At 41.0% G+C, this 18294-nt stretch carries 18 protein-coding genes; 7 read left to right on the plus strand and 11 right to left on the minus strand.

What is annotated here, in order from left to right:
• The 7 genes from uvrC to recJ all read right to left on the minus strand — a co-directional run.
• The coding region (gene uvrC / locus GMD3S_RS0205125; RefSeq protein WP_025172959.1) for an excinuclease ABC subunit UvrC at nt 1–1064 on the minus strand (1064 nt) is incomplete at its 3' end.
• Nucleotides 1065–1165: 101 nt separating this feature from the next.
• A complete protein-coding gene (locus GMD3S_RS0205130; RefSeq protein WP_000498563.1) occupies nt 1166–1867 on the minus strand; it encodes a M57 family metalloprotease in 702 nt (233 codons plus the stop codon).
• A 104-nt stretch (nt 1868–1971) separates the two neighbouring features.
• Nucleotides 1972–2751: an alpha/beta hydrolase gene (locus GMD3S_RS0205135; RefSeq protein ID WP_000290059.1), complete on the minus strand. Its 780-nt coding sequence runs from the start codon at nt 2749–2751 to the stop codon at nt 1972–1974.
• A gap of 68 nt (nt 2752–2819) precedes the next feature.
• Nucleotides 2820–4481: a ribonuclease J gene (locus tag GMD3S_RS0205140; protein WP_000065608.1), complete on the minus strand. Its 1662-nt coding sequence runs from the start codon at nt 4479–4481 to the stop codon at nt 2820–2822.
• A 500-nt stretch (nt 4482–4981) separates the two neighbouring features.
• On the minus strand, nt 4982–5629 hold the full coding sequence (locus tag GMD3S_RS0205145) for a COG3942 and LysM peptidoglycan-binding domain-containing protein (RefSeq protein ID WP_000754477.1): 648 nt from the start codon (nt 5627–5629) through the stop codon (nt 4982–4984).
• A 356-nt stretch (nt 5630–5985) separates the two neighbouring features.
• The gene (locus tag GMD3S_RS0205150) at nt 5986–6858 is read right to left on the minus strand and encodes a hypothetical protein (protein WP_000838566.1); all 873 of its coding nucleotides are present in this window, start codon (nt 6856–6858) and stop codon (nt 5986–5988) included.
• Nucleotides 6859–6860: 2 nt separating this feature from the next.
• Nucleotides 6861–9077: a single-stranded-DNA-specific exonuclease RecJ gene (gene recJ, locus GMD3S_RS0205155; protein ID WP_008284525.1), complete on the minus strand. Its 2217-nt coding sequence runs from the start codon at nt 9075–9077 to the stop codon at nt 6861–6863.
• 177 nt (nt 9078–9254) lie between these two features.
• On the opposite strand from recJ, the gene GMD3S_RS0205160 reads away from it, so the two are divergent.
• The 5 genes from GMD3S_RS0205160 (at nt 9255) to GMD3S_RS0205180 (ending at nt 13089) form a co-directional block, all read left to right on the plus strand.
• Nucleotides 9255–10013 carry an amino acid ABC transporter ATP-binding protein gene (locus GMD3S_RS0205160; protein ID WP_001229587.1) on the plus strand — a complete coding sequence of 253 codons (759 nt, stop codon included), beginning with the start codon at nt 9255–9257 and terminating at the stop codon, nt 10011–10013.
• Between the two features lie 10 nt (nt 10014–10023).
• The gene (locus GMD3S_RS0205165) at nt 10024–10818 is read left to right on the plus strand and encodes a transporter substrate-binding domain-containing protein (protein ID WP_000726173.1); all 795 of its coding nucleotides are present in this window, start codon (nt 10024–10026) and stop codon (nt 10816–10818) included.
• Nucleotides 10819–10830: 12 nt separating this feature from the next.
• Entirely contained in the window at nt 10831–11508 is a 678-nt protein-coding gene (locus GMD3S_RS0205170) for an amino acid ABC transporter permease (RefSeq protein ID WP_000131126.1), read from the plus strand.
• A gap of 9 nt (nt 11509–11517) precedes the next feature.
• Nucleotides 11518–12177: an amino acid ABC transporter permease gene (locus tag GMD3S_RS0205175; protein ID WP_000443854.1), complete on the plus strand. Its 660-nt coding sequence runs from the start codon at nt 11518–11520 to the stop codon at nt 12175–12177.
• A gap of 129 nt (nt 12178–12306) precedes the next feature.
• A complete protein-coding gene (locus GMD3S_RS0205180) occupies nt 12307–13089 on the plus strand; it encodes a DUF4037 domain-containing protein (RefSeq protein WP_000613909.1) in 783 nt (260 codons plus the stop codon).
• A 288-nt stretch (nt 13090–13377) separates the two neighbouring features.
• On the opposite strand, the gene GMD3S_RS0205185 is transcribed toward GMD3S_RS0205180, so the two are convergent.
• The 4 genes from GMD3S_RS0205185 to GMD3S_RS0205200 all read right to left on the minus strand — a co-directional run bounded on the left by GMD3S_RS0205185 (nt 13378) and on the right by GMD3S_RS0205200 (nt 17023).
• Nucleotides 13378–14400 (minus strand): YdcF family protein, encoded by a 1023-nt coding sequence (locus GMD3S_RS0205185; protein ID WP_000273632.1) that lies wholly within the window; start codon nt 14398–14400, stop codon nt 13378–13380.
• A 67-nt stretch (nt 14401–14467) separates the two neighbouring features.
• Nucleotides 14468–14905 (minus strand): Rrf2 family transcriptional regulator, encoded by a 438-nt coding sequence (locus GMD3S_RS0205190; RefSeq protein ID WP_001167392.1) that lies wholly within the window; start codon nt 14903–14905, stop codon nt 14468–14470.
• Between the two features lie 164 nt (nt 14906–15069).
• A complete protein-coding gene (locus tag GMD3S_RS0205195) occupies nt 15070–16011 on the minus strand; it encodes a hypothetical protein (protein WP_000801529.1) in 942 nt (313 codons plus the stop codon).
• A gap of 160 nt (nt 16012–16171) precedes the next feature.
• The gene (locus GMD3S_RS0205200; RefSeq protein ID WP_000161094.1) at nt 16172–17023 is read right to left on the minus strand and encodes a metallophosphoesterase family protein; all 852 of its coding nucleotides are present in this window, start codon (nt 17021–17023) and stop codon (nt 16172–16174) included.
• Nucleotides 17024–17220: 197 nt separating this feature from the next.
• Here GMD3S_RS0205200 and GMD3S_RS0205205 point away from each other — a divergent pair, with 197 nt between their 5' ends.
• Both GMD3S_RS0205205 and GMD3S_RS11025 read left to right on the plus strand, forming a co-directional pair.
• A complete protein-coding gene (locus tag GMD3S_RS0205205) occupies nt 17221–17595 on the plus strand; it encodes a hypothetical protein (protein ID WP_001246986.1) in 375 nt (124 codons plus the stop codon).
• Between the two features lie 324 nt (nt 17596–17919).
• Nucleotides 17920–18276: a hypothetical protein gene (locus GMD3S_RS11025; protein ID WP_000627037.1), complete on the plus strand. Its 357-nt coding sequence runs from the start codon at nt 17920–17922 to the stop codon at nt 18274–18276.
• Nucleotides 18277–18294 lie beyond the last annotated feature (18 nt).

Below are 18294 nucleotides of genomic sequence, written 5' to 3' on the forward strand. Positions count from 1 at the left end.
AGCAGATTGAACTTCTGCTCCAGACTAACACGGGCATTTTTGATGGCTAGATTGACCAGTTGTTTTTTTTCCCCACGTTGGGGTTTGAGAATCTTGGTATCCACCAAGGCCTTGACGGCTTCTTCGTCAATATCCTGCGGAATCAATACTTCATTGGGAACCAGGTGAGATTTTTCTTGATAGAATTGTCCCACGTAGGTCAAGAAGTCCTCATCTGGATCATTGTAGTAGGGGAAAAGATTGACATCCCGCTCGATGAGTTTTCCCTGACGGACAAAGAAAACCTGAACACACATCCAGCCCTTATCCACATAGTAGCCAAAGACGTCCCGATTTTGCAAATCTTTAGCCATGACCCTTTGCTTGGTCCGAAGTGTTCCAATCGCCTGAATCAGGTCACGGTATTCCGCCGCACGTTCAAACTCCATACTTTGAGCTGCGGATGCCATCTTCCCCTTGAGGTCATCGATGATTTTGTCATCCTGTCCTTTTAGGAAATCAGAAACCTCCTGAGCCATGGACTTGAAATAAGCCTCATCTTTCTGACAGATGGTGTGGGCCATACATTGGCCGATATGGTAGTAAAAACAAACCTTAGACGGCGGGTTGGTACATTTCCGAAAAGGAAAAATCCGATCCAGTAGTCGCTTGATTTCATTGGCCGCTCCCACATCAGGATAAGGTCCAAAATAAAGACCTCCGTCCTTTTTGACCTGACGGGTGATAATCAAGCGAGGATAACGCTCATTGGTGATTTTGATGAAGGGATAGGACTTATCATCCTTGAGCATAATATTGTACTTGGGCTTATTTTCCTTAATCAGGTTGATTTCTAGGAGAAGTGCCTCAATATTGGACTCAGTGACGATAAATTCAAAATCCACAATTTCAGACACCAGAGCCTCCGTCTTGGTATCATGACTTCCACGGAAATAAGACCGCACGCGGTTACGCAGATTTTTAGCCTTTCCTACATAGATAATGGTGCCATTTTTATCCTTGTGAATGTAACAACCAGGGCTGGTCGGCAAGAGCTCTAGTTTTGATTTGATCAAGTTATTCATAGTTCCATTATAACAAAAAGGCCGTAACAGGACGAACAAAAAGCCCCACCAATCACTTGATGGAGGAGCTTTGATTTCATTTCAGATTGCACCGACTTCATCTAGTCGCTTCTGGTATAGAGTTCTTGAACAGCCTTCACATCCTGAGGCTGAATTCCATAGTAAGAACCTGCTGGCTGCATGACAGAAGTTTCGTTGGTATGATCCAATCCGATGGCATGCCCCAGCTCGTGCTCCGCCGTGTGCACGATCCGTTCATAAGAATAACCATAGTTTGGATTGGATAGATAATAGTGATTCAGGCGAACCGTTACAGATATAAATTGTTTGGTTAACAAATTGGTTTGACTCTCGGCTTGACCTGCTACAGCAGTCGATCCATCATTCATTTCACTTGCCACAATATCTGCCTGACTAGGATCCGCAACCACCTCAAAGGTAAAGGCTCCCGTTTGATTCCAGTTTTTTATGGCTTCTGCATAGGCACCTTGAAAGGTCTCATCCATTTGAGGCTCAATATAGATGCGAGCTGAAGCTTGAGCCCACTTGCCTTCTGCATGTTGGTGACTGTCTGTCTGAGACAAGACTTCCAGCGTTCCCGTCTCCTTCCATTGATTCCAGCCACCTTGACCAATCTTGCTCATTTTTTCAACCTGATTGACCGCAGAATGAAAATCACCAGACAGATACCAAACCACTCCAAAGGCAATGAGCAGTAGAATGACCACAGTCCAAACCAGACGCCAGAAGAAACGCCAAATTCCCAAAAGAAATCGGAACAATAATCGAATAATCCAGAACATGACGCCCCACCTTTCATAAAAATAAGAACCTATCTTGAAATCACATTTTCCTTGATCAAGATAGATTCTCTATTTTACTGAAGAAAGCTGAAAGAAACCTAAAACTAAGATAAACGTTCTTCCAAGACAAAGTCAATTGGTAGAGTAGCCAAAAAACGTTCCAATTGTTTTTCCCAGTAGTACCACTCGTGCTTACCTAGACTATGACTATAGGTCACCTCAAAACCAAGTTTTTTGAGGTTTTTCACTGCGAGATTATTGGCAGAGTAGAGATAGTCTTGCTCTCCACACCAAGCCCATAGTTTAGTCTTTTTATCGGATTTTGCAGCCATGCTTTCAAGCGAATGAGGACTAGCTGTCCAGTCTTTAATCTCTCCAAAAACTCCTCGCCAGTATGCAAGTGACCCCAGATCCTGACTTTCAGGAGAAAATTCCTGAAAACTGAGTGCACCAGAAAAACTAGCCGCATGAGAAAAACGATTTGTCGATAGAGCGAGTTTGAAGGAACCGTATCCACCCATGGATAGGCCTGCTATGAAAGTTTTTTCTCGCTTGCTGGTCATATTGGGGAAGAAACGTTTCATTACCTGAGGTAACTCTTCTGCTAGAGCTGTATAGTAGTTATAGCCATACTGAGTATCTGTGTACCAGCCATTGCTAGTATTGGGCATGATAACAATGAGATTGGTCCCACGCAACAAGCGCTCGACATTGGTACGTTTGAGCCAGCTATTTTGGTTTCCTGACATTCCGTGCAAAAGATAAAGAACAGGAATATCCGTGCAATCTGGTTCAGTCACCCGACTAGCATCTGGATAGAGTACGGTAACGCCCCACTCCATATCCAAAACTTTTGAGTAATACTCAATATTCATAACTGCCATGGTTGTCTCCTTTTACTATTCTATAAGAAAAAGCCGAATTTCGACTTTTTCTGTAGGTATGCTGCTTATTATTTTGCTTCCATCACGACTGGCAAGATTGCCGGGCGACGCTTGGTTTGATCAAAGAGGTACTTGGTCAGATTGTCGCGAACCTTGCCTTTGAGATCTGCCCAATCAAAGTCATCACCTTGAAGATACTCTTCTACCGTTTGGTTAATCAATTCTGAACTTTCACGGAGAATGTCACGACTCTTCTTGAGATAAACGAATCCACGCGTGTGAACACGGGCCTTAGCCACAATTTTCTTCTCACGACGGTTGACAGTGATCGCCACGATAAAGATTCCATCCTCTGACAAGACCTTACGGTCACGAAGGACGACATTTCCAACATCCCCGATGGCATTTCCGTCAATCAAGACATCCCCAGCAGAAACAGCTCCAGCTGGAACAAAGTCTCCATGTTCATAAGACATGGTCGTTCCCTTTTTAGGGATGAAGATGCGTTCTGGCAACATTCCAACTGCCATGGCAGCCTTGGCATGCGCATCTAACTCACGGTACTCTCCTTGGATAGGGAAGAGGTAGTTTGGTTGCAAAAGATTGATCATTAACTGCAAATCACGCGCATTCCCATGTCCGGATACTCGCAAGCTTTGGGTAATGAGTTTCACCACACCACCAGCTTGGTAGATCATGTTTTCAACACGCGCCATGACAGCTTCTTTTGCGATAGATGGAGTGGTTACGATATAGACCAAGTCCCCATCTTTGATTTCCACATAACGGTGGCGTCCAATGGACATCTTGCGAAGTCCATTAATCGGCTCACCCATACGGCCCGTCTCAAGGATAATCAACTCATGGTCGTCAAAACGAGACATTTCTTTGGGTTTAATCAAGAGACTTTCATTGGCTAGAGACAATTTTTTGAGTCGAATCGCAGTGCGGACGATATTTTCAATATCAAATCCAGTCAAAACAACTCGGCGACCTGTATCTGCTGCAGCATCAAAAACCTGCTGGATACGAGAAAGGTTGCTGGCAACTGCGGCAACGATGATACGACCTTCCCAATCTGCAATGGTCTGGGTAATTTCGTCTCCAACTTCACTCTCACTCGCCACCTGGATATTGCTGTCTGCATTGGCTGAATCACTGAGGAGCGCCAAGACACCATCACGACCGATTTCTGCCAAACGAGCAAAATCCGTCGCATAGGATTCGCTAGCTGTCTGGTCAAACTTGAAGTCCCCTGTATAAACGATGCTACCTTCAGCTGTTTTCAGGACTATTCCCAAACTTTCTGGGATAGAGTGAGTTGTACGGAAGAAGGAAACCACAGTCCCTCCAAAATCAATCTCCGTATCTTCATCAATCACATGGAAGTCATTGAATTTCTTAACCGTATCATTTCCTTTGACAAAGAGTTTGGCCAACTCAATGGTCAACTCAGAACCAAATACAGGCACCTTAGCCTCTGCCAAAAGATAAGGCAGGGCACCAATGGCATCTGCATGTCCGTGGGTCAAAAAGACCCCTGCGATACGATCGCTATTTTCAAAAAGGTAGTCCATATTTGGAATGACGACATCAACACCTAGTTGTTCATTTTCAGGGTATTTAAGCCCCGCATCCAAAACAAAAATAGAACCATCGATTTCAGCGATGTACATATTTTTACCATTTTCTCGTACACCACCTAGTGTTGTTAAACTAATATTACTCATTTTCCCTCCGAAACTTCATTTATCTTGATTATAGGGCGAATTTACCCTCTTATTCTAAAAGTTCTAAAACTTCCAGCCGAATCTTTTCCTACCATTATACCATTTTTTTGATTATTTTCAAAACGAAGATCGGTTTTTAACTAGAGATTAGTCACTACTGTGAATCGAATTCTTTTACTTTGACTTCTCTTTTGGAGGCTTCATCTAAGATAATAGAACGATTGTACCATCAAAATTATGGACTTTCTGAATCAATTTGATTTCAGATACCTTTCTCGAACTCTAAATTTTTCTTTTAGTTCAAAAAACTTGCTTTTACCTCTCGACTTGAGAACTATTTCCTACAAAGACATGGTTTATCTACATCCAAAAGCGAAAATTTCCTGTTCGCTACAGAATCTAAAAAATTTTCAGCAATTAGCCACTAAGATAGAGGATAACGTTAGGAAATTTCTTCAAAAAGAAAAAAGACTTAGAAATTCTAAATCTTTTTATCATCTTTAGTTTGGATAGATATAAGTGACGTTACCTAAAAATTCATGAGGATTAAAGAAGCCACGGTAATTTGCAATCTGCTTTTGACGTCTGTAGTTTGCTTCCAATACCTGGATGGAGTTTTCACTTTGAACATCTGTTACATAAGCAACGTGTCCATATTCACCACCATCCCAAACGGCGATTGCTCCTACTACTGGAACACTTCCTGTCTTATAGCCTTGAGCACTCGCGTAGATTGCCCACGTGTTGGCATTTCCCCACCAGTTGCTAGCCCAAGGCGCCAATTCTTTCACACCCCATGTACACTGACCAACAGGGTATGAGTTTCCATAGTTTGTCGGAGTCTTTTCGACAACATCCTCTGTATCTGATACCACGTTCGCAGTGCTAGCTGGAGCACTGTAGGTTGAGCTAGCCTGAGCGGAACCACTCACTTCCAATACATCGCCTGGGTGGATAGTGTCAAAGATGGTTTTTCCATTCAAAGCTGCCAACTCATGCGGATCCATGCCGTTTGCAGTTGCGATGGCATAAAATGAATCACCGTCTTGGACAACGTAAGAGTTCGCGTGCACAGTTTGAGCACCAACTGTAGCTAAAATAGCCGTAGAAGTCAAACCAAGAGTCAGTTTCGTAACTGTTTTTTTCATAACTGGATTCCCCTTATATTTTCTTGATAAGAAAATCATACTTGATTTACATGTCAGTTCGTTTAGAGTTATATTTTAGTCATGTTACAAAAATTTATACTTTTACTACATAAGGTTTAAAAGCAGACATCGTATAAAGTGATAGAAGAGAATAAAAATGAATCATTCCCCCAATCTTTTCATCAGTAAATCACTCAAAAGACCGTCTTCTCAACCACTCCCACATCAAGCATTTATCCGTCAAAAAGAGACCGAGATAGGTCATCTCAGTCCCTTTCCATCTATAACTCCATCAAAAAATCATACATTTCTTGCACGGTACCCAGCGCCATCATTTCTTGGTATTTGACGGTTCTTTAGCTATCTTTTTCTACTATCTCTGGAAAATAACTTTCAAAATATGCCTTGGTAAGGCTAAATAAATGTAATTTTTTACCCTCAATATTCACAAAATTCATTTTATCATTGATTCCTTCTAATTTTAAATCATAGACATATTTATTTTCTAAAATATCAATAAAAAATATTTTAATCTTTTCAATATCTTCAATTCTTGAGTCAAACTTCAATAGTAGATTATTTGAGGTTTTCTTATCAATCATAAATCTTTCTTCAGCCTTTAATTTATGATTACCTCCCGATCCATTTTTTTCTATATATTCTATTTTATCAATTAAGGCATGACCTAACCCAATATTTCTAATTTTTATAAGAATAGCAATCGATTCTTCATCTTGAGCATCTTCTTTGTTAATCTTTATATAATTATACTGACAGATATAATTCTTGCCTTGTTTCTTGCCTTGTTTCTTGCCTTGTTTCTTGCCTTGTTTCTTGCCTTGTTTCTTGCCTTGTTTCTTGCCTTGTTCTGAATCTATTTTTAAACAATTAGAGGTATGTTTATGTTTATCTTTACTTCCCATTTGTTCATAATTTAATCCAACATTCAATATTGGTCTAACTGAGTCACGTTTTTCTTCCCTATATTTTGTATTTTCATTCTTTAGAGTATATACAATCAAATAACTCCCAATAATTGACCCATAATAAGCTAACCAATCAAAGTCTATTGTTTTTCTCAAATTAATACCAAAATCTTCAGTTCCAAAGTGCGTTTTTAAAACAATTTTTACAACAGCATACAATATAGGTAAAAAAGACACAAAAAAGAATATTACTATTACTTTATCTTTAACAATCCAGCTTGAAATTTTCTTTAAAGACTTCATGATTATCCTTTCAAAAAATCATACATTTCTTGCACTGTCCCCAGCGCCATCATTTCTTGATCTTTGACGGTTTGTTTAAGTTTTTGGTATATCTGACTTTCTCCAATCTCCCTCTTTGGCGCTTCTTTATTGACTGTCATGACACCATCTTTGATCGTCACAAAGCCCAGCTCTTCAAATACTTGAATCATCTTGACCAGCAAGATTTGTTGGATATTGAGATAAGCCGCCAGATCCTTCAGCTTGTAGCGAATATCAAACTCTGGAAACTGGTAAATAGTCTTGTACAATTTAGCAAACTGTTCTCTAGTCCCATAACCTGTTAAATAGTAGGCCTTGTCTATGTCGTTTTTGAAATAGACCGCAGAGAAATTTTGTTCCTGAAAAATGGTCTTCAGCAAGGTAATATCTTCTGGAATAGTTTTCACAACAATCGCGTCGCTGGTCGCTAGATCTGGCACCTCTCCAGAGAAATCCAAGACCGGAACCCCTTCTGGCAAGACTGCGTTCTTCCCACGAATGTTAAAGAGTTGAACACCTTCCACACGCGCATCTACCATCATCAACTGCAAAGCAGTTTGCCCATTCCATTGGTTGACAGACAAGGTGACTGCCAATTCTAGGTTTTTTGTTTGGGCAAACTCTGTTGCCCATCTACCTTGTCCAAAGGCCACCACTTCAAAACTCGCCTCACCCTTGGAAATTTTTAGTTTGAGGTGGGCATTGCCTGCTCCCATAGTACGGGCACTCTCGACATGAAAATCCTTGATATAAAAGACAGGTTTCTGATTGTCCATTCCAAAGGGTGCCAAGCGTTCAAAACTTTTAACCGTTTCCAAGCTAAGAGTCTCCAAGTCTAGCTCTTCATCTAGATTTAACTTGTTCTTACCACTAGCATCTGCGCCTTTTTCACGGATATAATCTTCCAAAACCTGAGATAAATCTGTGAGTTTCTCAACTTCCAGCGTCATTCCAGCTGCACCAGCATGGCCTCCAAAGGCTATGAAGAGATCTCGATGGGGATCCAGAGCTTCAAAAATATCGACCGCTTCCACACTACGAGCACTGCCCTTAGCACGACCGTCCTCTATGTTAAGAACGATGACTGTCTGCCCTAGTTCTTCCAGCAAACGACCAGCAACGATACCCAGAACGCCAGGATTCCAGCCTTCCTTAGCCAAAACCTGGACCTTCTTCTCAGGATCCACCATGGTCTTAGCTTCTTCATAGATAGATTGTACAATTTCCTTACGCTCTTCGTTTTTTTGGTGAATCATAAGGGCAATCTCGTGAGCTTCCTCATCATCAAATCCAGTCAACAAATCAATGGCAGGATTGGGATCATCCAATCGCCCCAGGGCATTTAAACGAGGGGCAATCTGAAATCCAACCGTTTCTTCTGTCACTTCATTCGCAACAATCCCAGCCATGTCCAGCATTTCTTGTAATCCAATACGCTGGGTATGTCCCAACATCTCCAGACCATATTGAACCAAAATACGGTTTTCATCCGTCAAACTTACCATATCCGCAATGGTACCGATAGCGACCAAATCAAGCAATTCCACTTGCACTTCTTCTAAAAGGGCGCAAGCCAACTTGAAAGCCACTCCGCATCCGGCCAACTGTTTGAAAGGATAGTCCGCATCCGGATGCTCAGGGTGAACAATCGCATGGGCATCAGGAAGGGTTTCCGGCATAGAATGGTGGTCAGTCACAATGACATCCACTCCCATAGCCTGAGCTAGTTCAATGGCTTCATGACCCGCAACTCCATTATCCACTGTCACAATCAAGGAAATTCCCTCTTGCTCGATAAAATATTTATAGACACTGGCATTGGGACCATAGCCATCGGTAAAACGATTTGGCAAATAAACACGACACTCGGCACCAAGCTGTTCCAAACTTTCCTTCACAATCGAAGCTGAAGTCATGCCATCCGCATCGTAGTCTCCATAGATGAGAATGTTTTCCCCTTCTTCAATGGCCTGACGAATCCGTTCCACTGCCCTGTCCATATCATGGAGCAGATAGGGATCATGTAAGTCCTCTAAAGAAGGTTCTAAAAACTTCTTTAGACTTTCTTCATCCTGAATCCCTCTTTCAAATAATAACCGAGCCACCTCAGGACCCAGTCCAGCCTTCTTGGCTATCTTTGTAAAATCCGCATCTTCAACCTGCGGGGCAAACTGCCATTCATAAGTAGGAGTTATCAAAAAAACATCCACTCTTTCTAAGAATTCTATCGTTTCATTATAACATGATTTAGGCATTTTCTCTATCCAGATTGCTTTTTTATAATATTTTAGTGAATTTTTTTCAGATATGATTTGACAAGAACATTCTTTTGTTGTAGAATCATGTTATAAAATCTAACACAAAGGAGATCTCTCATGGCTTTAGTAGAATTTAAAAACGTCGAAAAATATTACGGAGACTACCACGCACTCCGCGACATCAATCTCCGTTTTGAAAAAGGACAAGTTGTTGTCCTGCTTGGACCTTCCGGTTCTGGGAAGTCCACTCTTATCCGAACGATTAATGGTTTAGAGGCTGTTGACAAAGGAAGTCTCCTAGTCAATGGACATCAAGTAGCAGGTGCCAGTCAGAAAGATCTAGTTCCTCTCCGTAAGGAAGTGGGCATGGTTTTTCAACATTTTAACCTTTATCCACACAAAACAGTGTTAGAAAATGTAACACTTGCACCCATTAAAGTTCTAGGAATTGATAAAAAAGAAGCTGAAAAAACAGCCCAAAAATATCTGGAATTTGTAAATATGTGGGACAAGAAAGATTCCTATCCGGCCATGCTATCTGGTGGACAAAAACAACGGATTGCCATCGCACGCGGACTCGCTATGCATCCCGAACTCCTCCTCTTTGATGAGCCAACATCTGCTCTTGATCCTGAGACTATCGGAGATGTTCTAGCAGTTATGCAAAAACTGGCACATGACGGAATGAACATGATCATCGTTACCCACGAAATGGGCTTTGCCCGTGAAGTTGCTGACCGTATCATCTTTATGGCCGACGGAGAAGTTTTGGTGGATACGACAGATGTCGATGACTTTTTCGACAATCCAAGCGAACCTCGTGCCCAGCAATTCCTCAGCAAAATTATCAACCACGAAAGTGACAAAGTCAAATAAGGAGGCGCCTATGAAAAAGAAATTCTTTTTATCAGCATTATTGATTAGCCTTTTCGGTCTTGCTGCTGCAAAACCAGTCCAAGCCGATACTAGCGTCGCAGACATTCAAAAAAGAGGCGAACTGGTTGTCGGTGTCAAACAAGACGTTCCCAATTTTGGTTACAAAGATCCCAAGACAGGGACTTATTCTGGTATCGAAACCGACTTAGCCAAGATGATTGCAGATGAGCTCAAGGTCAAGATTCGCTACGTTCCTGTTACCGCTCAAACCCGTGGACCTCTTCTTGACAATGAACAGGTCGATTTGGATATCGCAACCTTCACCATCACAGACGAACGCAAAAAACTCTATAACTTTACAAGTCCCTACTACACGGACGCTTCTGGCTTTTTGGTCAATAAATCTGCCAACATCAAAAGCATTGAGGACCTAAACGGTAAAACGATTGGGGTTGCCCAAGGATCCATCACCCAACGCCTGATTACTGAACTGGGCAAAAAGAAAGGTCTAACCTTTAAATTCGTTGAACTTGGTTCCTACCCAGAATTGATTACTTCCCTTCACGCTCACCGTATTGATGCCTTTTCCGTGGATCGCTCTATCCTGTCTGGCTACATTAGTAAACGGACAGAACTACTAGATGATAGTTTCAAGCCATCTGACTACGGTATCGTCACCAAGAAATCAAATACCGAGCTAAACGACTATCTTGATACCTTGGTCACTAAATGGACCAAGGATGGTAGTTTGCAGAAACTCTATGACCGATACAAGCTCAAACCATCTAGCCATACCGCAGATTAAGGAGGACACCCCATGACAGATTTATCATCTTGGACAGCCTATTTTCAGGATTTTGGACAATTTTTTAATGGTTTCCTCTTCACCCTTGCCCTAGCGATTGGATCTTTTATCCTCGCCATGGTTTTGGGCATCTTCTTTGGGGCCATGTCAACCAGCAAACGCCCATTCTTGCGTGTTTTGGCTCGTATCTTTGTCGAATTTTACCAAAATACTCCCCTCTTGGTGCAGTTTGTCATCGTCTTTTATGGTTTGCCTCTTATCAGTGAACACACCATCATGATTCCGATTTATTGGACAGCTGTACTTTGTGTGGGACTCTATCACGGCGCCTATATCGCTGAGGTTATTCGTTCAGGGATTCAGTCTATTCCTAGCGGTCAGATGGAGGCCGCCTTGTCCCAAGGTTTTACCTATATCAGTGCCATGCGCTTGATTATCTTGCCTCAGGCCTTCCGTATCATTCTCCCTCCATTGACCAACCAAATCGTCAACCTCATCAAGAACACCTCTACAGTTGCCATCATCTCTGGAGTAGACTTGATGTTTGTGACCAAATCTTGGTCGGCCCTCAACGGAAACTATATCCCAGCCTTTTTAGGCGCTGCTCTTCTCTACTTTGCTCTATGCTTCCCTGTTGCCCAGTTTGGTCGCAAGATGGAGCAAGCCAACAAAAAAGCCTATTCACTTTAGGAGGTTACTATGGAATCTATTTTAGAAGTTTTGACCCCAGATAACCTAATCTTTATCTTTAAAGGATTTGGCTTGACCCTCTACATTTCTCTGATTGCTATCGTCCTCTCGACCCTTATCGGAACAGTACTAGCCGTCATGAGAAATGGGAAAAATCCTGTCTTACGGATCATCTCCAGCATTTATATCGAGTTTGTACGTAACGTTCCCAACCTCCTCTGGATTTTCACCATCTTTTTGGTGTTTAAGATGAAGTCCACACCAGCTGGTATTACCGCCTTTACCCTTTTTACCTCAGCAGCCTTAGCTGAGATTATCCGAGGCGGTCTCAATGCCGTGGACAAGGGCCAGTATGAAGCAGGAATGTCGCAAGGTTTTACCTCTGCGCAAATCCTCTACTACATCATTCTCCCACAAGCGATCCGCAAAATGCTGCCAGCCATCATTTCTCAGTTTGTAACTGTGATTAAGGATACCAGTCTTCTCTACTCTGTTATCGCTCTACAAGAACTCTTTGGCGCCAGCCAAATTCTCATGGGCCGTTATTTCGAACCAGAGCAGGTCTTCAGTCTTTATATCCTGATTGCCTTGATTTACTTTATCTTTAACTTTACTATTTCTAGCTTGTCTCATAAGCTAGCAAAACGTTGGCAACAAGCTGCGGAATAAAAACGAAATGTGAACTCAAAACAAGGGTTCACATTTTTTGCTATAAATGAAAAAGAGCAGCTCAATGCTATGCAAACGTTTTACTTTTTTGGTAAAATGACTTTAAAACCATAACGTAAGGAGAAAAAAATGATCCAAGAACTTTGCAAAGAATTCTCTCAACTTGAACAAGTAGAAGCTATTGCTCTTGGTGGTTCTCGTGCAGGACAAGTCTACGATCAAAATTCTGACTATGACGTTTATGTCTATCTAAACTCTTCTATTGATGAGGCGATTCGACGAGATATCTTGAGTAAGTATTGTTCTTATATGGAAATTGGAAACCAGTTTTGGGAGTTAGAGGATGACTGTGTACTAAACAACGGTATCCAAATCGAGTTGATTTATCGTTCGCTGGAGTCGTTTGAACAAGAATTGAACACAACTGTTTTTCAACACAAAGCTCAAAATGCTTATACAACTTGCATGTGGCACAATCTACTCCACAGCAAGATTCTATACGACCCGAATGGACACTATGCTTCTCTCCAAAAGACTTACCAGATTCCCTATCCACAGGAACTCAAAAAGCATATCATCGAAAGGCAACTCCTTTTGCTAGAACAAGCCATGCCTGCCTTCTCTCACCAAATAGAAAAAGCTATCAAACGCCAAGATTTTCTCAGTATGAATCATCGTACAAGTGAATTTTTTGCTTCCTACTTTGACTTGTTATTTGCGCTCAATGAGCAAACCCATCCTGGTGAAAAACGAATGTTGGAGTACGCAAAGACCAATTGTACTCTCCTCCGTAAGCAATTTGAAGAAACTATTCGCAAGTATTTCCAACTACTCTATCAACCACAACAAGGAGAACAAGCGATCGTAACCTTGCAAACTATCCTGAAGGAACTAAAAGCCATTTTGCCATAGACCAAAAAGAAAATGTGAACCTCTCTGTTGTTGTTCACATTTTTATTTGTCGTTGACTGTAAAATTCTAGTCTACTCATATTCAGTTGCCTATTTTTGACTCTCTCTGAAAATCTGTAACTAGGTTAGAAATTGTTCAATTGATTGACGAGCAATCATGAAACCGTTCCAAAAACCGCACTCACAATCACTTACCCTGCTCTTTCATTACTAGTGACAATTTTTCCCTTAGGGTTACTACAAGATTTTTTAGAGATTCTAACAAGAATTACAATATGAATTTTACATATTACCATAGAACACCTCTATAGGAGAAAATCAGAGCTAAAATTAATAAAATATAGAAGGCGAGAAAAAGCCATCTCATCTTCACACATAGAGCAATATATTCTCTAATAAAGGCCGATGGGATATAGTAGGCGGCTGTACGGCAACCAAGACCATCTCCCTTCATCCCAATACGGCGAGCATAGGTACTGGTACGAAAAACATGGTAATCATTGGTCACAAAGAGAAAACGTGGACTGGCCACCAGCTTCTCTCCCATTTCTTTTGAGAAGAGAAGATTCTCATAGGTCGTCGTTGAGTCTTCCTCTAGGAGAATCGCTTCTCTCGGAACATCCGTCTCTTCCAGCAAATAATTACAAATTGCCTGACCCTCGGAAATCTTCTCATCCCCACCTTGACCACCACTTGCGATGATTTTAACATTGGGATTGAGAGACTGGCGATAGGCTTCTACTGCCTTGTCAATGCGACTCTTCAGTAAGGGAGTGACTTTTTCTCCATTCAACAAGCCTGCTCCGTGAATGATAATAAAATCATAATGTTTTTTCTTAGGAATGAAAAGATACAGAATGGAATAAAGCAGAAATCCTGCAAAGGCAAAACCAAAAATCAAATACGAATAAATCAAAAAGAAAAAGATAATATTCACTAGATGATTGGTGTAAAACAAGCCCTTGGTATCGCTCACTCGAATCGCCATGATTACAAAAAAGAATAGAATCACACACCCTAGCCCCAGAGACAAATAATTTGCCTTGGATTTTCCTTCTTTTCTCAACAATACAAATCCGTTATAAATCAGAAAAAAGCCACTTAGAAAAACTAAAAAAGGCAGCAGGAGAAAAATCCCTGCAAAGAAAATCATGTGCACTTCTTCCTGCCCAGCTTCATAAAAAAGATTGGCAATAGACAGGTAAGAAAAGAGCAGAGATAAAAGCAAGAGAGCTGGATTCCAGAGACTGCGATTGTCCCTTAAAAACGAAACGAGAAAAAGTAGGACAAAAAATCCTGTGATAAAGTACATAGTCTCCTCCTTTGATGACTACATTGTACCATAATTATAGCAATAGAAAAAGAGAACCTTAGTCCTCTTACTTAGACAGTTTATTCTGAGCATCTGCTACAACCTGAGCCAGACTTGTCTGACGCAGTTGGTTCTCCATAGCTGCTTGAACATCGAACAGTTTTTGGTCCAAAACTGCATGGATATTCGCACCAATTGGGCAATTAGGATTTGGATTGTCATGGAAACTAAAGAGCTTACCGGATTTTCCTAAACACTCCACAGCTTGGTAGACATCCAACAAACTGATATCCTGAAGGTCTTTTATTATCTCAGTTCCTCCCGTACCACGAGCAACTGAAATCAATCCTGCTTTTTTGAGTTGCGATAAAGTCTTACGGATAATGACTGGATTAACTCCGACACTAGCCGCAAGAAAATCGCTGGTTACTTTACTTTCTGTATCCTGCATTGCAATAATAATCATCATATGAGTCGCAATTGTAAATCGGCTTGAAATTTGCATCTTCTTCTCCTTTCATTGATATTTTATTCATCTTTTCCCGTATAAACATTATACCGTTTTTGGTTTTCCTGTCAAATATTATCGACTGATTACCTTTTCCATGCAAAAAGTCCTGTATCCCTCTTGGCAACCAGAGCGGTAGAGGGCATACAAAGACTTATTTTTTATGCAATTTTACGGACAATCCCTTTTGTTTTATGACTTGACCAAACCGAGCTGATAGACGCCCCAGCACCAACTAAGGTAAACACAGCTAACATAGCTAGATTATAAAAATAGTTATCTGGGAAATCACCGCTAAAGATTAATTGATTCACCACTCGGAAAGCAAAGGCAAACTCAACCCCTAGTTTGGAAACGACTTCCATCGCCAAATCAATTTGATTCACTAGAAAGACAGTAATCACCATCCAAATAGAGGAAATTACAATCCCCTTTCGAGATATCTTTCTTCCAAGGATTTCATATCCTTTAATGGTACAAATCCCCAGAACAATCCCCGCTACCATAGCTACATAACCTAGACGAGCGATAAATAGAGCAACTGCTCCACCAATCAAGGCTCCAAGCAAGGCACCGACTGCTCCAAGAAGAACATTTTCCTTCTGGTTTTGATAAGAATCCACCTCAATCTGAAGATTGCTCTTCAGCAATTGATAGCTTTCCTCATTGATAAGGAAAATTGAATCACCTAATTGATAGAGACCAACAGGACCCTCCTGACCACTGTAGGCACAGACTTGGACGAAATGATGGGTTTCAAGGAAGGCAACGAGATCTGTTATGAGCGTCTGTAACTTCTCAATTGTTTTTGATTTGCGCATGGCACCTTTTACAACAAAAGAAACAAGGTACTGGTTGATAGACAAGGTCGACAAGTTTGGAAGAGATTCACTCTTAAACTCATCCCAAACCAATTCATTTTCTTCTGAATCCGCAGGATTGCCATTCAAACTCACACTGACACAAAGTCGAAACTGATTTTTCACGTCAGTTTCTTGCAGGAAAAGTAAATAGCCTGACTGCGTGCCATAAATACTACGCGAATCTTCGTCAAATTGCAAGCCTAACTTCGAGGCAATGGCGTGTAACTCTTCTGGTTTCATTATCTGTCTCCTCTTATTTTGAATATCAATTAGTATGAGATTCAAATTATTTACATTCCGTTATTTTAACATAAATTTGAGAAGCCGTCAATTCGTATCCAGTTCGACTTATCGCGAAACAGCAGTCACTGGACTATCTGATTTCTAGCTAGAAGTCCTCTTAAAACCAATCTTTCTTGTCTCTTTCCATCCAGAGTTCAACATCCTGATCATAACCTTCTTGTTCACTGATTTGACCTAACAGTTCGTGATTATGAGTATGGTGAATCCCATTTACCAAACTTTCATAGTAGACTTGAAAATAGGGGAGCTTCAAATCCTTAGCCAACTGTAATTCAGCTTCCACATCATAATCCACTCGACGAAAATCAACATCAGACAAACCTGCTTCATCAAACTCTAAGATCATATACTGGGCCCGCAGGTCCTTACGCAACTTCGCATCTAGAAAGAAAGGTTGTCCAATGGAACCTGGATTAAGAATCAACTGTCCATCACTTCCGTAACGAAGCAACTGTTGGTGGATATGGCCATATACTGCGATAGAGGCGTGTGGATTCGTCACCAATCTATCAAAATCTTCTTGCTTTCCCGTATGAATCAACTCTCTACCCCAGTTTTTATCAGGGAGATGGTGAGTGATTCCTACCATCAAATCACCAAACTGACGATGAACTTGCATGGGTTGATTATTGAGGTCTTCGATTTCTTCAGGGCTGACCTCCTCTAAGATGTACTGACTTTGACGCAGGAGATAACGATGACTCGCTATTGTAGGATCTAACTTGCGATGCAGGCCTCGCCAGAGACTATTCTCCCAATTTCCCAGCACTCTTACTGTAATAGGCAAGCTAGCTAATAGGTCCAAGATCCTTCTACGTCCTGTCCCTGGCATCAGAATATCCCCTAAAAGCCAGTATTGGTCTACCTCTGCCGCTTTAGCATCAGCCAATACAGCTTCCAAAGCTGTCATATTTCCATGTATGTCTGAAAGAACTGCTATTTTCGTCATTCTTTCTCCTCATTTCCTCTTACTTCTTTTGTTAGTATTATAGCAGAAAACACTCAAAAAGAGCACTATCACTACTCACTGGATTGACTTGTAAAGGCTTCCAAGATGTGCTATAATATAGGTAGAGAGTTCCCATTCATTTAGGATTATGTGGTATTCAACCTCTCTCAATTTTTCCAGATTGGAGGACTATTGCCATGCGGAATTATCTTAAGTATATTCCATACTACCTTGTCATTTTCTTCTTTTACTGGCCCCTCTATGAGCTCCTCTCTCTATTCATCTCTGACCCATATACACTGAAGGGACTATACATTTACAACATCGTCCTCTTTTCACCTCTGGTAACCTTTATCGTATCGCTACTTTATAGCTATCGATTTCATTTCTCACTTTGGTGGCTACTCGGTATTGGTTTGCTCTATTGCTTTACCATCATCACCTTTGGTGAGTTCATCCTGCTTTACTTCCTAGCCTATGAACTCTTTGCCCTACTTGGGTTGGTTTCTGGTGTGAGTATCAAGCATCTCTTCCAGAGAGCGAAAAACAAAAAAATTATACAAAAACCTTGAAAATTCTCGCAATCATGCTATAATAATGCATAGAGACAAGTCACTTAGTCCCTTTCTACTAGAGAGTGCGTGGTTGCTGGAAACGCATAGAAAGCCTAAACTGATACTACTCTACTGACTTTTATGCAAACATAAAACGGTGGCTACGTTAAAGCCAATCAGAGGTGTCCCTCTTTTTTGAGGAACATAAATGAAGGTGGAACCACGTTGCGACGTCCTTTTAGGATGTCGTTTTTTGTTTGGAGAGTATTAACGACAAAGTTAAGATGAAATTTAGCCAAGAGCTGAAATGAGGTGATAGATTTGAAGAAAATATTATCTTGGATGATCACTTGTACCTTCCTTTTACTCTATGTCTGGCTAATGAATACGCTCAGTCTATGGGGGACGGAAAATATTGTCGTCTTTTCATTTTTTCTACTCATTCCTCTCTTACCATTCCTTGCCCCCTTTCTTGGTATCTTAATGTTTTTCAACAACAAGAAACTCATTACAACAGGATATCTTTTCAGTTTGACAGCTGGTATCTATTTGGTCAATGCGATAAAAAGCTATCCGATAAGGATATACATGAGAGGCGAGATGACTCAGGAGGAATATCTGTCTCTCATCCTTTCCTTGGTATGCTATCTATGTATTTCTACGCTTTTCTTTATTTTCAGACTGAAAAAGTTAAAATGAAATTGATTTAGCAAATCA

Origin of the sequence: Streptococcus sp. GMD3S, from assembly GCF_000298695.2 — a bacterium.
Classification (GTDB): domain Bacteria; phylum Bacillota; class Bacilli; order Lactobacillales; family Streptococcaceae; genus Streptococcus.

What these genes read in the sequence shown, in the direction of transcription:
- GMD3S_RS0205180 (WP_000613909.1), top strand. Translation starts at nt 12,307, where the DNA reads ATGATCCAAGAACTTTGCAAAGAATTCTCTCAACTTGAACAAGTAGAA.
- GMD3S_RS0205145 (WP_000754477.1), bottom strand. Translation starts at nt 5,629, where the DNA reads ATGAAAAAAACAGTTACGAAACTGACTCTTGGTTTGACTTCTACGGCT.
- GMD3S_RS0205185 (WP_000273632.1), bottom strand. Translation starts at nt 14,400, where the DNA reads ATGTACTTTATCACAGGATTTTTTGTCCTACTTTTTCTCGTTTCGTTT.
- GMD3S_RS11025 (WP_000627037.1), top strand. Translation starts at nt 17,920, where the DNA reads ATGATCACTTGTACCTTCCTTTTACTCTATGTCTGGCTAATGAATACG.
- GMD3S_RS0205175 (WP_000443854.1), top strand. Translation starts at nt 11,518, where the DNA reads ATGGAATCTATTTTAGAAGTTTTGACCCCAGATAACCTAATCTTTATC.
- GMD3S_RS0205165 (WP_000726173.1), top strand. Translation starts at nt 10,024, where the DNA reads ATGAAAAAGAAATTCTTTTTATCAGCATTATTGATTAGCCTTTTCGGT.
- GMD3S_RS0205195 (WP_000801529.1), bottom strand. Translation starts at nt 16,011, where the DNA reads ATGAAACCAGAAGAGTTACACGCCATTGCCTCGAAGTTAGGCTTGCAA.
- GMD3S_RS0205205 (WP_001246986.1), top strand. Translation starts at nt 17,221, where the DNA reads ATGCGGAATTATCTTAAGTATATTCCATACTACCTTGTCATTTTCTTC.
- GMD3S_RS0205140 (WP_000065608.1), bottom strand. Translation starts at nt 4,481, where the DNA reads ATGAGTAATATTAGTTTAACAACACTAGGTGGTGTACGAGAAAATGGT.
- GMD3S_RS0205160 (WP_001229587.1), top strand. Translation starts at nt 9,255, where the DNA reads ATGGCTTTAGTAGAATTTAAAAACGTCGAAAAATATTACGGAGACTAC.
- GMD3S_RS0205170 (WP_000131126.1), top strand. Translation starts at nt 10,831, where the DNA reads ATGACAGATTTATCATCTTGGACAGCCTATTTTCAGGATTTTGGACAA.
- GMD3S_RS0205150 (WP_000838566.1), bottom strand. Translation starts at nt 6,858, where the DNA reads ATGAAGTCTTTAAAGAAAATTTCAAGCTGGATTGTTAAAGATAAAGTA.
- GMD3S_RS0205190 (WP_001167392.1), bottom strand. Translation starts at nt 14,905, where the DNA reads ATGCAAATTTCAAGCCGATTTACAATTGCGACTCATATGATGATTATT.
- GMD3S_RS0205130 (WP_000498563.1), bottom strand. Translation starts at nt 1,867, where the DNA reads ATGTTCTGGATTATTCGATTATTGTTCCGATTTCTTTTGGGAATTTGG.
- GMD3S_RS0205135 (WP_000290059.1), bottom strand. Translation starts at nt 2,751, where the DNA reads ATGGCAGTTATGAATATTGAGTATTACTCAAAAGTTTTGGATATGGAG.
- GMD3S_RS0205200 (WP_000161094.1), bottom strand. Translation starts at nt 17,023, where the DNA reads ATGACGAAAATAGCAGTTCTTTCAGACATACATGGAAATATGACAGCT.